Source organism: Methylobacterium sp. A52T, from assembly GCF_053346095.1.
Genome location: NZ_JBKFBI010000057.1, coordinates 21,485 through 33,322 on the forward strand (window position 1 = coordinate 21,485; position 11,838 = coordinate 33,322).

At 73.3% G+C, this 11,838-nt stretch carries 11 protein-coding genes; 3 read left to right on the top strand and 8 right to left on the bottom strand.

All coding sequences use genetic code 11. From position 1 onward, the window contains the following. Nucleotides 1-2 precede the first annotated feature (2 nt). Entirely contained in the window at nt 3-1,787 is a 1,785-nt protein-coding gene (locus tag ACLBYE_RS15455; protein WP_447694833.1) for a hypothetical protein, read from the top strand. Nucleotides 1,788-1,790: 3 nt separating this feature from the next. Here the strand turns inward: ACLBYE_RS15455 and ACLBYE_RS15460 are convergent, their stop codons facing one another. The 7 genes from ACLBYE_RS15460 to ACLBYE_RS15490 form a co-directional block, all read right to left on the bottom strand. Beyond that, complete coding sequence (locus ACLBYE_RS15460) at nt 1,791-3,020, bottom strand: molybdopterin molybdotransferase MoeA (protein ID WP_447694834.1); 1,230 nt, start codon at nt 3,018-3,020, stop codon at nt 1,791-1,793. Then, on the bottom strand, nt 3,017-3,508 hold the full coding sequence (gene moaC, locus ACLBYE_RS15465; RefSeq protein WP_447694835.1) for a cyclic pyranopterin monophosphate synthase MoaC: 492 nt from the start codon (nt 3,506-3,508) through the stop codon (nt 3,017-3,019). The genes ACLBYE_RS15460 and moaC overlap by 4 nt, the downstream gene beginning before the upstream one ends. A 3-nt stretch (nt 3,509-3,511) precedes the next feature. Next, nucleotides 3,512-4,399, bottom strand: a complete 888-nt coding sequence (trpC, locus tag ACLBYE_RS15470) for an indole-3-glycerol phosphate synthase TrpC (RefSeq protein ID WP_447694836.1) — start codon at nt 4,397-4,399, stop codon at nt 3,512-3,514. Beyond that, nucleotides 4,396-5,433: an anthranilate phosphoribosyltransferase gene (trpD, locus tag ACLBYE_RS15475; protein WP_447694837.1), complete on the bottom strand. Its 1,038-nt coding sequence runs from the start codon at nt 5,431-5,433 to the stop codon at nt 4,396-4,398. The genes trpC and trpD overlap by 4 nt, the downstream gene beginning before the upstream one ends. A gap of 34 nt (nt 5,434-5,467) precedes the next feature. Next, nucleotides 5,468-6,082, bottom strand: a complete 615-nt coding sequence (locus ACLBYE_RS15480) for an anthranilate synthase component II (RefSeq protein WP_447694842.1) — start codon at nt 6,080-6,082, stop codon at nt 5,468-5,470. Between the two features lie 118 nt (nt 6,083-6,200). Further along, the gene (trpE, locus tag ACLBYE_RS15485) at nt 6,201-7,721 is read right to left on the bottom strand and encodes an anthranilate synthase component I (RefSeq protein ID WP_056528109.1); all 1,521 of its coding nucleotides are present in this window, start codon (nt 7,719-7,721) and stop codon (nt 6,201-6,203) included. A 3-nt stretch (nt 7,722-7,724) separates the two neighbouring features. Beyond that, on the bottom strand, nt 7,725-9,626 hold the full coding sequence (locus tag ACLBYE_RS15490) for a peptidyl-prolyl cis-trans isomerase (protein ID WP_447694838.1): 1,902 nt from the start codon (nt 9,624-9,626) through the stop codon (nt 7,725-7,727). Between the two features lie 186 nt (nt 9,627-9,812). Between ACLBYE_RS15490 and tpiA the strand changes: the two genes are divergently transcribed. Further along, entirely contained in the window at nt 9,813-10,574 is a 762-nt protein-coding gene (gene tpiA, locus ACLBYE_RS15495) for a triose-phosphate isomerase (protein ID WP_020094621.1), read from the top strand. A 55-nt stretch (nt 10,575-10,629) separates the two neighbouring features. On the opposite strand, the gene ACLBYE_RS15500 is transcribed toward tpiA, so the two are convergent. Further along, nucleotides 10,630-11,088 (bottom strand): nuclear transport factor 2 family protein, encoded by a 459-nt coding sequence (locus ACLBYE_RS15500; protein ID WP_447694839.1) that lies wholly within the window; start codon nt 11,086-11,088, stop codon nt 10,630-10,632. Nucleotides 11,089-11,393: 305 nt separating this feature from the next. Between ACLBYE_RS15500 and secG the strand changes: the two genes are divergently transcribed. Continuing rightward, nucleotides 11,394-11,828 carry a preprotein translocase subunit SecG gene (secG, locus tag ACLBYE_RS15505; RefSeq protein ID WP_042672232.1) on the top strand — a complete coding sequence of 145 codons (435 nt, stop codon included), beginning with the start codon at nt 11,394-11,396 and terminating at the stop codon, nt 11,826-11,828. Nucleotides 11,829-11,838 lie beyond the last annotated feature (10 nt).

Consider the following 11,838-nt stretch of genomic DNA (forward strand, 5'->3'; position numbering starts at 1 on the left):
CCATGCCGGCTCCGGCGCTACCCCTCTCCCGACCGCGCGGGCGGATCGAGGCCCGCACGCTGCTGTGGCTCCTCGCCGCCCTCTGCATCGCGACGATGAACGCCCCCCACGCGGTCTGGGAAACCGTCCAGCACCTGCGCGTCCCGGATACCGACGACGCGATGCGCCTCGTGGAAGTGCGCGACCTGGTGGCCGGCCAGGGCTGGTACGACAACGTCCAGTACCGTTTCCTGCCCCCGGGCGGCGTGCCGAGCCACTGGTCGCGCCTCGTCGACGCGCCGATCGCCGGCCTGATCCTGGCGCTCACGCCCCTGACGGGCCCCGCGCTCGCCGAGGGTCTGACGGCGGCACTCTGGCCCGTGCTGCTCTTCGGGCTCTACGGCTGGCTCCTGTATCGCGGTGTCCGGCACAGCTTCGGCAGCCGCGCCGCGGTCCTGGCCCTGATCGCGGCTACGCAGACCTTCGGTGTGACGATCCAGTTCCAGGCGGGGCGGGTGGACCACCACAATCTGCAGATCCTCTCGATCCTCGGTCTCGCCTTCTGCATGATCCGCGGGGGCCTGCGACCCGGCCTGGTCGGCGGGATCCTGGCGGCCGTGTCGCTGGCGATCGGGCTCGAGGGCCTGCCCTTCGTCGCGCTGGCGGCCCTCTTTCTCACGGGCGACTGGTGCCTGCGCGGACGGCCCGCGCTGGCGTCGCTCGCGGGCTTCGGCCTGGGTCTCGGCCTCGCCGCCCCCGCGCTGTTCGCCGTCCAGACGGCCCCCTCGCTCTGGGGTGTCTCCCACTGCGACGCGCTCTCGCTACCCTGGCTCTGGCTCACCCTGGGCGGCCTCGGCCTCGCCGCGATCGCCTCCGCCGCGGGCGAGCGCCTCGCGACGGTTCCGGCGCGCCTCGCCCTGGCGGGCCTCTCGGGCAGCATCCTGCTCGCCGGGTTCGCCGCCGCCTTCCCGTCCTGCCTCGGCGGCCCGTTCCCCGACATGCCGCCGCTGGTGCGGATCCACTGGCTGCTCACGGTCAACGAGATGGCGCCGCTGGCGAAGTTCGTCGCCCGCGGCCAGTGGGAGGCGCTGGTCTTCTACCCGGTCGTGATCCTCGCGAGCCTCACGGCCACCGCGATGGCGTGGCGCGGTCCCGAACGCCGGGCCTGGTCGGTGGTCGCGCTGTTCCTGTGGCCGGGGCTGATCCTCGGCATCGCGCAGTTCCGCGGACTCTACATCGTCTCCGGCTTCGTGCCGCTGGTGGCGGGCGTGGTCCTCGACCGCGCGCTGGCACGGGCAGCCCTGCCGGCCGGGGCGCGGCGCTGGCCCGTCGCGCTGCTCGGCGCCGCGATGGTCAGCAGCCTCTGGATGATCCCGGCGCTCCTGGCGGAGACCCTCGCGCCCGGCCTGCGCAACGCGCCCGACGCGGCCGAGACCAATGCCTGCCTCGGCGACGCCGCGGTCCGCCCCCTGGCGCACCTGCCGGAAGGCACGGTGCTCGCCCCGATCTTCATGGGTCCGTCGATCCTCCTCCGCGCCCCGCACCGGATCGTCGTCGCGCCCTATCACCGGGCCATTCCCGGCCTCACGGCGGCGATCGAGGGGCTGGGCGGCACCGAGGCCGACCTCGACCGGGTGCTGACGGCGTTCGACGTCCGCTACCTCGTCGCCTGCCCGGCCCGGCCGGCCGAGAACCTTCAGGCGGAGACGGCGTTCGCCACGCGGCTCGCCGCGGGCGCGGCCGGGAGCGCGCGCCTCGTGCCGCTGGACGTGCCCGGTCCCCTCAAGGTCTGGCGCGTCGCGCCCTGACGATCAGAGCAGGCGCCGATCGAGGCGGATGATCCGGCAGGGATCGCCGGCGCGCGCGGCCGGCGCGTGCGGGGCGCGGATCAGCAGGGCTTCGGACCGTCCGAGGACGGCGAGCATCGACGAATCCTGACGCCGCTCGGCGGTCGCGACCGGCAGACGGTCGGGCTCGAGGGCGAGGCTCGCGCGCATGTAGTCGGCCCGGCCGTCATTCTCCGGCATGTCGCGGCCGAGCGTCGCCGGCTCGCTCCGGTCGGCGCCGGCCCGCGGATCACCCTGGAGCGCGCGGATGGCCGGCACCACGAACAGGAGCCCGCACACGATGGACGAGACCGGGTTGCCCGGCAGGCCGATGACCAGCATGTCGCCGAGGCGGCCGTGCATCAGCGGCTTGCCCGGCCGGAGGGCCACCCGCCAGAAGCCGAGCTCCAACCCCTCCTTGGCGAGCGCGGCCTGAACCAGATCGTGGTCGCCGACGGAGGCCCCTCCGAGGGTGATCAGCAGGTCGGCCCGCGCCGCGCGGGCGCGACGGAACGCGTCCGCCAGGGCGTCGTGGTCGTCCCCCGCGATTCCGAGATCGACGATGTCGGCGCCCACCTCCGCGGCGAGGGCACCGAGCGCGAGGCTGTTGGAGGCGACGATCTGGTCCCAGCCGGGCGTCGCGCCCGCCTCCACCAGCTCGTCACCGGTGGCGAGGATCGCGACGCGCGGCCGGCGGCGGACCGTGAGGCGCGGATGGCCGGCCGCCGCGGCGAGCGCCAGCCGCCGCGCGTCGAGGCTCATGCCGGCCGGGATCAGGGTCTCGCCGGCGGTGAAGTCGAGGCCGGCCCGGCGGATGAACCGCGCCGGCTCCACGGGCTCCAGGACGCGCACCGCGCCCGCCTCGGCGGCGGCGTTCTCCTGGATCAGGATCGCGTCCGCGCCCTCCGGCACCGGCGCCCCGGTGAAGATCCGGACCGCCTCGCCCGAGCCGATACGGCCGGAGAAGCCGTGACCGGCCGCGCTGGCGCCGATCAGCCGCAGGGTCGCCCCGACCTCCGCGGCGTCCGCGCCGCGCACGGCGTAGCCGTCCATGGCGGAGGCCGGGAACGGCGGCTGGGTGCGTGAGGCGACGACGTCCGCGGCGAGCGTCCGGCCGCAGGCCTGCGCCAGCGGGACGGTCTCCGGCTCGACCGGCGCGGCGACGCTCGCGAGCACCCGCGCCAGCGCCTCGGCGACCGGGATCAGGCCGCTCATTCCGCCGGAGCCCGGTAGGCGCCCGAGCGGCCCCCGTCCTTGGCGGTCAGCCGGATTCCCTCGATCCGCATGCCGCGATCGACCGCCTTCACCATGTCGTAGACCGTGAGACACGCCACCGAGACGGCGGTCAGCGCCTCCATCTCGACGCCGGTCGGGCCCTGGACCCGGACCTCGGCGGCGATGCGCAGGCCCGGGAGCGCGTCGTCGGGCTCGCATTCGACCCGCACCTTCGACAGCAGCAGCGGGTGACAGAGCGGGATCAGCTCGTGGGTGCGCTTCGCCGCCATGATGCCGGCGAGCCGGGCCGTGCCGATCACATCGCCCTTCTTGGCGTCGCCCTCGCGGATCAGGGCCAGGGTCTCCGGCTTCATCACGATCTGGCCTTCCGCCCGGGCGGTCCGGTCGGTGGCGGGCTTGTCGGTGACGTCGACCATGTTGGCCGCGCCGCAGGTGTCGAGATGGGTCAGCGTCGAGCCCGGCCGCATGCCTTACGCCTTCTTCCGCGGCTTGCCGCCCTTGGCCTCCGCGGCGCCGAACAGCAGGGCGCGGGCCGCCTCCGCGACGTCCGGCTGCCGCATCAGGCTCTCGCCGACCAGCACCACGCCGAGACCGTTGTCCCGCAGCCGGACCACGTCGGCGTGGTCGCCGATGCCGCTCTCGGCCACGGCGATCCGGTCCACCGGGATCCCTGGCGCCAGGCGGATCGCGGTCTCGAACGAGACGTCGAAGGTCTTGAGGTTGCGGTTGTTGATGCCGATCAGCGCCGTGCCGAGGGGGATCGCCCGCGCCAGCTCGGCCTCGTCGTGCACCTCGACCAGGACGTCCATCCCGAGGAGGTGCGCCGTCTCGACCAGGGCGACGGCCTCGTCGTCGTCGAGGCAGGCCATGATGACCAGGATGCAGTCGGCGCCCCAGGCCCGGGCCTCGTAGACCTGATAGGGCTCGAACAGGAAGTCCTTGCGCAGGACGGGCAACGCGCAGGCGGCGCGCGCCGCCGTCAGGTACTCCGGCCGCCCCTGGAACGAGGGCTCGTCGGTCAGAACCGACAGGCAGGTGGCGCCGCCGGCCTCGTAGGCGGCGGCGAGGCTTGCCGGGTCGAAATCGGCGCGGATCAGGCCCTTCGAGGGCGAGGCCTTCTTCACCTCGGCGATGAGCGCCGGGCGATCCGCGGCGAGATGGCTCCGGATCGCCGCCGCGAAGCCGCGCACCGGCTCCGCCTGCGCGACCTTCCGCTCCAGCTTGGCGAGCGGCACGCGCAGCTTCGCCTCGGCGATCTCGCGGCGCTTGTAGGCCTCGATGCGGGCGAGGACGTTCGGCCGCTCGGTCGGCGTCCCGGCGCCGGTCTCCGGGGTCGCCTCGTGCGTCAGCGAGCTCATCGGCCCTCCTGCCCGTTGGAGTGGTCGTTCGAGGCCCGAACGAGGCGGGCGAGCGTCGCCCGGGCGGCCCCGGAATCGACGGCATCCTGCGCCTGCGCGACGCCGTCCGCCAGGGCCTGCGCGGCCCCCGCGACGACGAGCGCCGCCCCCGCGTTGAGGACCGCGATGTCCCGGTAGGCGTTCCGCGCGCCCGCCAGGACGGCCTCCAGGGACCGCGCGTTGTCGGCCGGGTCGCCGCCGCGCAGCTCCTCGGGGGCGCGGAGCGCCAGACCGAAGTCGCGCGGGTCGATGGTGAAGTGGGACACTCGTCCCTCGTCGAGGGCGACCACCCGCGTCGGGCCCGTGACGGTGATCTCGTCGAGCCCGTCGGACCCGTGGACGGTCCAGACCCGGCGGCTGCCGAGTTCGGACAGGACCCGTGTCAGCGGCTCCGCGAGGGCCTCCTGGGCGACGCCGAAGAGCTGGTAGCCGACGCCGGCCGGGTTGCTCAGCGGCCCCAGCAGGTTGAAGATCGTCCGCACGGGCAGTTCGGACCGGACCGCCGCGACGTGGCGCATCGCCGGGTGGTGGGCCTGCGCGAACAGGAAGCAGAGTCCGGCCTCGTCGAGGCAGCGGGCCTGCGCGGCGGGGTCGAGCCCGAGCCGCACGCCCAGGGCCGCGAGCACGTCGGCGGCGCCGGAGCGCGAGGTCGCCGCGCGGTTCCCGTGCTTGGCCACCGGCACGCCGCAGGCGGCCACGACGATCGCCGCCAGGGTCGAGACGTTGACGCTGCCGGAATGGTCGCCGCCGGTGCCGACGACGTCGACGGCGTTCGCGGGCGCGGCGACGCGGGTCATGCGCGCCCGCATGGCCTCGGCGGCGCCGACGATCTCCTCGACGGTCTCGCCGCGCACCTTGAGGGCGGTCAGGAAGGCGCCGGCCTGGACCGGCGTGACCTCGCCCGACAGCAGGTCGTCGAAGGCGGCGCGGGCCTCGGCGCGGTCGAGGGCGAGGCCCCCGGCGACCTTCGCGAGATGGGGTCTGAAGCTGTCCATGGGTTCTTACGGAGGGCCGCCCCGGCCCCCGGCGTCAATGCACGTCGGCACGCGTCCTGTCACGCGCCGTGTTCCAGGCGGCGGCGAGATCGAGGAAGTTCTTCACGATCTCCGTGCCGTGCTGCGACCGGATGCTCTCGGGGTGGAACTGGACGCCGTGGAGCGGCCGGTCGGCGTGCTCCAGGCCCATGATCAGGCCGTCCGCCTCGGCGGTGACCCGCAGGGCCGTCGGGCAGGTCGCGCGGTCGACCACCAGGGAATGGTAGCGGGTCGCCTCGAAACTGTCGTTCAGGCCGCGGAACAGGCCGCGCGCGCCGTGCCGGATGGTCGAGACCTTGCCGTGGAGCGGCAGCGGCGCGCGCACGACATCGCCGCCGAAGGCCTGGCCGATCGCCTGCAGACCGAGGCACACGCCGAAGATCGGGATCTCCTCGGACAGGTCGCGGACCACGTCGAGGCAGATCCCCGCCTCCGTGGGCGTGCAAGGCCCGGGCGACAGCACGATGGCGTCGGGCGCCTTGGCGCGGATGTCGGTGATCGTGAGCGCGTCGTTGCGCGCGACCTCGACCGCGCCGCAGAGCGGCCCGATCAGGTGCACGAGATTCCACGTGAAGGAATCGTAGTTGTCGATGACGAGGACGTTGGGCATCGCGGCGGCACGCTCGGGCATGCAGGCGATGTGACCGCTCGCAATCGCGCGGTCAACCGTCGGCGTCGGACGGCGGGGCAGCCGCGCGTGCGCCCTACTGCCCGCCCTACTGCCCGCCCTACTGCCCGCGCTTGGCCTGCGCGGCGAAGCGCACCGCCTCCTCGGCGGCCCGGAACAGCGCCTTGGCCTTGTTCACGCATTCCTGCTGCTCGGAGGCGGGATCGGAATCGTAGACGATCCCGGCCCCGGCCTGGACGTGCATGGTCCCGTCCTTCACCACCGCGGTGCGCAGGACGATGCAGGTGTCCATCTCGCCCCGCGCGCCGAAATAGCCGATGCAGCCCGCGTACGGCCCGCGCTTCTCGCGCTCCAGCTCGTCGATGATCTCCATGGCCCGCACCTTCGGGGCGCCCGAGACCGTGCCGGCCGGGAATCCCGCCGCCAGGGCGTCCAGGGGATCGTGGCGCGGGTCGAGGTCGCCCTCGACGTTCGACACGATGTGCATGACCTGGCTGTAGCGCTCGATGAAGAACGAGTCGGTCACGCGGACGCTGCCGATCCGCGAGACCCGGCCGGCGTCGTTGCGGCCGAGGTCGAGCAGCATCAGGTGCTCGGCCCGCTCCTTCGGGTCGGCGAGCAGTTCCTCGGCCAGGGCGGAATCCTCGGCCGGGGTCGCGCCGCGGCGGCGCGTGCCGGCGATCGGGCGGACCGTGACCACGCCGTCGCGCACCCGCACCAGGATCTCCGGCGAGGAGCAGACGATCTGGAAGCCCTCGAAATCGAGGTAGCACAGGAACGGCGCCGGGTTGGTCCGCCGGAGCGAGCGGTACAGGCTGAAGGCCGGCAGCGTGAACGGCGCCGAGAATCGCTGGGACAGCACCACCTGGAAGACGTCGCCCGCGACGATGTACTCCTTGGCGCGCGCCACCATGGCGAAGAAGTCGTCCGGCGGCGTGTTCGAGACCGGCTCGGGCGGGGCGACCGCCGACAGGTCCACCCGCGCCTCGATCGGCAGCGGGCCCTCGAGGGCGGCGGCGACCCGGTCGACGCGCTGCAGCGCGTCCTCGTAGGCGGCCCGGGCCGCGGTGCCGGGGGCGGGCCGGATCGGCGAGACGACCGTGATGACGTCGCGGATCGAGTCGAACACCACCATCACCCGGGGGCGCACCAGGATCGCGTCCGGCACTCCCAGCGGATCCGGGTTCGGCTCCGGCAGCCGCTCCATGGCGCGGACCATGTCGTAGCCGAGGTAACCGAACAGGCCGGCGGCCATCGGCGGCAGGTCCTGGCCGTCCGACTCGCCGATGGCGCTCTCGGCGATCAGGGCCCGCAGGCTCGCCAGCGGCGCCCGCGAATCCGGCTCGAACCGCGTGAGATCGGCCCCGCGCGCGATCGCGGGCGCGCCCGCCCGGCAGCGCCAGATCAGGTCCGGATCGAGGCCGATCATCGAGTACCGGCCTCGGACGGCCCCGCCCTCGACCGATTCGAGCAGGAAGGCCGGCCCGGCATGGCCGGCGCGCAGCTTGAGGAACGCCGCCACCGGCGTCTCGAGATCGGCGACGAGGCTCACCGCTACGAGGCTCGGCTGCCCGGCCTCGTAGCGCGCCGCGAAGGCCGCGTAATCGGGCGCGTCGGCCATGCCTCAGTACTCGCCGCCGATGGCGCGCCGCAGGGCCGCCGGATCGACCTTCACGCCGGCATTCTTCTGGACCTCGCTGATGTACTCGGACAGCACGTCGTCGGCGAGCGCCGCCTGGAAGCTCTGCGTGATCTGCTTGTCGCTCGGGCTGTCGGCCACGAAGGCCGGCACCGTCGCCGCCGTGACCTTGAAGACCGCCCGCGAATCGCCGGCGGCCGCCGTGCCGGCCTTGCCCACCGGGGTCGCGAAGATCAGGTTCACGACGTCGGCCGTGAGCATGTCCTTGGCCTGGTTGCGCGCGAGATCCTGCGCCTCCTGCAGGTTGACGCCGACCTCCTGGGCGGCGGCCTCCATGGTCTCGCCCTTGTTGATCTTCTCGACGAGCTCGCGGCCCTTGGCCTGGAGGCGCTTGGCGATCTCGGTCGCGGTCCAGCCGGCCTTCACGCCGTCCTTGACCTCGTCGAGGGGCTTGTCGTGGGCGGCGTCGATCCCGGTGACGTCGTACCAGACGTAGCCGCCGGTCTTGGTCCGCAGGGGCTCGTTGTCGCCGCCGATCTCGGCGCGGAACAGGGCCGGCAGGGTGGTCTCGGGGTCCGGGATGTCGGTGATCCGCTGGCCGTCCGGTCCCTTGCCGTTCACGTCCACCGCCTTCACGGCGACGACCTTGAGGCCGCGCTCGGCCGCGATGTCGGCCAGCGGCTTGGCGCCGGCCCGCTGGTCCTCGATCGCGTCGCGGGTGGTCTCCATGGCGTCGCGGGCGCGGGCCAGGGCGAGGGCCTTGCGGATCTCGCCGTCCACCGCCTCGAACGGCTTCACCGTCCCGGCCTCGATCTTGGTCACGCGCAGCAGCACGGTGCCGAACCGGCCCTGGACCGGCTGACTCACGCCGCCCTCGGGCAGCGCGAAGGCGGCGTCGGCGACGGCCTTGTCGAACAGCTCGCTCTTGGTCAGCGTGCCGAGGGTCAGGTCCTTCTCGTCGGTGCCGCGCTCGGCCGCCACCGCGTCGAAGGTCTTGGAACCGTCCGTGATCGCCTTGCGGGCCGCCTCGGCGGCGGCCGCGTCGGGGAACACGATCTGCTGGATGGTGCGCTTCTCGGGCGTGCCGTAGCGGTCCTTGTTCAGCGCGTAGGCGGCGCGGGCGTCGGCCTCGGTGATCGCGTCGGGCTTCGCCATCGCCTCGGGCTCGACCACGAGGAGGTTGGCCGCCCGGAATTCCGGCGCCCGGAAGCCGGACTTGTTGGCCTCGTACCAGGTCTTCAGCTCGTCGTCCGTCGGCTCGGGGATCTGGCCGGCCACCGAGGGCGTCAGCATCACGTAGGCGGCCGCGCGGCGCTCGGTGGTGTAGCGATGGACGGCCTCCCGCATGGCGAGCGGCACGTGCAGGTCCGACGACACCGCCTCGGCCAGCTGGAGGCGGGCGATCACCGAGCGCTGCTCGCGCACGAACAGGGCCTCGTTGAGGCCGGCGCGCTGCAGGGTCTGGTAGAAGAGCTGCGGCTCGAACTGACCCTGCTGGTTCTGGAAGCTCTTCTCCTCGTGGATCGCCTTGATCACCGAGGAATCCGGCACCGTGAGGCCGAGATCGTGGGTCTTCTGATCGAGGGCGGCCTCGGTGATCAGCTGGGACATCACCTGCCGGTCCAGGCCGAGCATCCGCGCCTGATCGGGCGTCAGCGGACGCTTCAACTGGGTCTGATAGCGCTGCAGCTGGTTCTGGTAGGCTTGGCGCACCTGCTCGGCGGTGATCGGCGTGCTGCCGACCGTGGCCACCTTGTTGCTCGCGCCGCCGCGGAAGAACTCCTCGACCCCGAAGATGCCGACACCGGCGATCAGCAGCGTGAAGATGATCGTCAAGACGATCTTGCCGAGCCAGTGCTGGCTGGCGTTGCGGATGCCCTGAAGCATGGTCTGTGATCGAGTACCTTCGGCAGCCGCCCCGTCGCCGGGCCGGCGCTGTCCCTGAGAGCCGACCGCGATAGACCATTCGCGTCCACAGGCAAAGGCTCGGGCGGTCCCGGCCGTTTGCACGCTCAAGCTCGCTCTGGTAGGCCCCGGCGACTTCGAGAAAGCCGCGGCGGAGCGAGGGCAGGAATGACGCAGTCTGGGCGCAAGCCGCTTGTCGCTGGCAACTGGAAGATGAACGGGACCCGGGCATCCATCCAGGTTGTCGAGGCGATTCGCGACGGGCTCTCGCCGGACCTCGCGTCGCGCATCGACGTCCTGATCTGCCCACCGGCGACGCTGATCGGATCCTGCGTGGCGGCGGCGGCCGGATCGCCGATCGCGATCGGCGGCCAGAACCTGCACGCCCGGCCGAGCGGCGCCTTCACGGGCTCGATCTCGGCCGAGATGCTCGCCGATCTCGGCGCCAAGTACGTGATCGTCGGCCATTCCGAGCGCCGGGCCTACCACCACGAGACTGACGACGGGGTCCACGCCAAGGCGCTGGGCGCCCGCCGCGCCGGCCTGTGCGGCATCGTCTGCGTCGGCGAGACCATCGAGGAGCGCGAGCAGGGCCGCGCCCTCGACATCGTCCGCGCCCAGCTCGCCATCGGCCTGCCCAAGGGCGCGACGGCGGCCGACACGGTGATCGCCTACGAGCCGGTCTGGGCGATCGGCTCCGGGCGGACGCCGACGCCGCGCGACATCGCCGAGGTCCACGCCTCCCTGCGGGAGATGCTCGACAAGCTCGTGGGCGACGAGGCGCAGAAGATCCGCATCCTCTACGGCGGCTCGGTGAAGCCCGGGAACGCCAAGGAACTCCTGTCGGTGGACAACGTCGACGGCGCGCTCGTGGGCGGCGCCAGCCTCGTGGCGGAGGATTTCCTGGGGATCTGCGCCGCCTACGCCTGAGCGCGGGTCCGCGAAGCCTGTCGGAACGCGGCGCGACAGACGCGCCGCGCGACCGTCAGATCTTGAAGGCCTGCCGGGCGAGCAGCCGCCAGCGGCCGCCGTCGCTGTGCCAGACCTGCATCACGCCGATATGGACCGGCGACGTCTTGCCGCCCGAGACCACCTCGCCGGTGAAGACGTGCCGCGCGATGGCGTCGTCGCCGACCACCGAGACGGAGCGGTCCGACAGGGTGATGCTCGGGAAGGTCGAGCGCTTGCTGGTCAGCGTCTCGATGAAGGCCGCCTTGTCCTGCACCTGACCGCTGGAATGGCCGTAGCTCAGCCCGTCGAGGGTCAGGGCGTCGAGGGCCGGACCGTCGGCGGCGAGGAGAGCGTTGGTGAGGGCGTCGACCGCCTGCTCGACCGCGGCGCCCCGGGCGGTGGGATCGGTTGCGGCCGCTGAGCCGGAGCCCGGGCGGATCAGGACGGGTGCGGCGATGGCGGCGGCGAGCGCCGCACGGCGTGACACGGACATGGCTTGCCTCCCGGACCGGGCGGCGCGTTCGGTCGTCCGCCCTTCCCCGGCAGAGAGCACGGTGTGCCGGCGATGGCGAGGGTCGGAGCGGACACTCGGCCGCTCGCGTCAGGTTGGCGGCGGGCGACCGGTGGTGTATGCCGTCGCCGAATTCCGGCCGGTCCGCCCGAAGCGTCCCCCGAAGCCCCCGCCGCACGCCCGTGTGTCGGGGCGGTTCGTGGACGATCGCGGGCCCCGGCCCTCGTGCGTTCGTCTTCCGGTGCCCGCTGCCGGCGCGCGGCGCTGAAGAAGATCCCGGAACACCGATGCAGACCGTCCTGATCGTCGTCCACCTCATCATCGTGCTCGCGCTGATCGGCGTCGTGCTGCTCCAGCGCTCCGAGGGCGGACTCGGCCTCGGCGGCGGTGGCGGCGGTGGCGGCGTCGGCGGGTTCATGACCGGCCGCGGCCAGGCCAACGCCCTGACGCGGGCCACCGCGATCCTGGCGGCCCTGTTCTTCGCCACCAGCCTGACCCTCGCGATCCTGTCGCACCGCTCGGCGGCGCCGAAGTCGATCCTCGACACCGGCGCGCCGCAGACCTCCGGCCAGCCGGCCAAGCAGCCGACCGGTGCCGACAACCTGCTCGACACGCTGCGCCAGCAGCAGGACCGGGCGCCCGCGAACGCCCCGGCCCAGCCGGCCCCCGCGCAGCCGGCCCCCGCCCAGCCGGCGGTTCCGGACGCGCCGCAGTCGCGCTGACGGCGCGCGC

Coding starts and splice junctions, on each gene's coding strand:
- ACLBYE_RS15455 (WP_447694833.1), top strand. CDS start 3: ATGCCGGCTCCGGCGCTACCCCTCTCCCGACCGCGCGGGCGGATCGAG.
- ACLBYE_RS15460 (WP_447694834.1), bottom strand. CDS start 3,020: ATGAGCGGCCTGATCCCGGTCGCCGAGGCGCTGGCGCGGGTGCTCGCG.
- moaC (WP_447694835.1), bottom strand. CDS start 3,508: ATGCGGCCGGGCTCGACGCTGACCCATCTCGACACCTGCGGCGCGGCC.
- trpC (WP_447694836.1), bottom strand. CDS start 4,399: ATGAGCTCGCTGACGCACGAGGCGACCCCGGAGACCGGCGCCGGGACG.
- trpD (WP_447694837.1), bottom strand. CDS start 5,433: ATGGACAGCTTCAGACCCCATCTCGCGAAGGTCGCCGGGGGCCTCGCC.
- ACLBYE_RS15480 (WP_447694842.1), bottom strand. CDS start 6,082: ATGCCCAACGTCCTCGTCATCGACAACTACGATTCCTTCACGTGGAAT.
- trpE (WP_056528109.1), bottom strand. CDS start 7,721: ATGGCCGACGCGCCCGATTACGCGGCCTTCGCGGCGCGCTACGAGGCC.
- ACLBYE_RS15490 (WP_447694838.1), bottom strand. CDS start 9,626: ATGCTTCAGGGCATCCGCAACGCCAGCCAGCACTGGCTCGGCAAGATC.
- tpiA (WP_020094621.1), top strand. CDS start 9,813: ATGACGCAGTCTGGGCGCAAGCCGCTTGTCGCTGGCAACTGGAAGATG.
- ACLBYE_RS15500 (WP_447694839.1), bottom strand. CDS start 11,088: ATGTCCGTGTCACGCCGTGCGGCGCTCGCCGCCGCCATCGCCGCACCC.
- secG (WP_042672232.1), top strand. CDS start 11,394: ATGCAGACCGTCCTGATCGTCGTCCACCTCATCATCGTGCTCGCGCTG.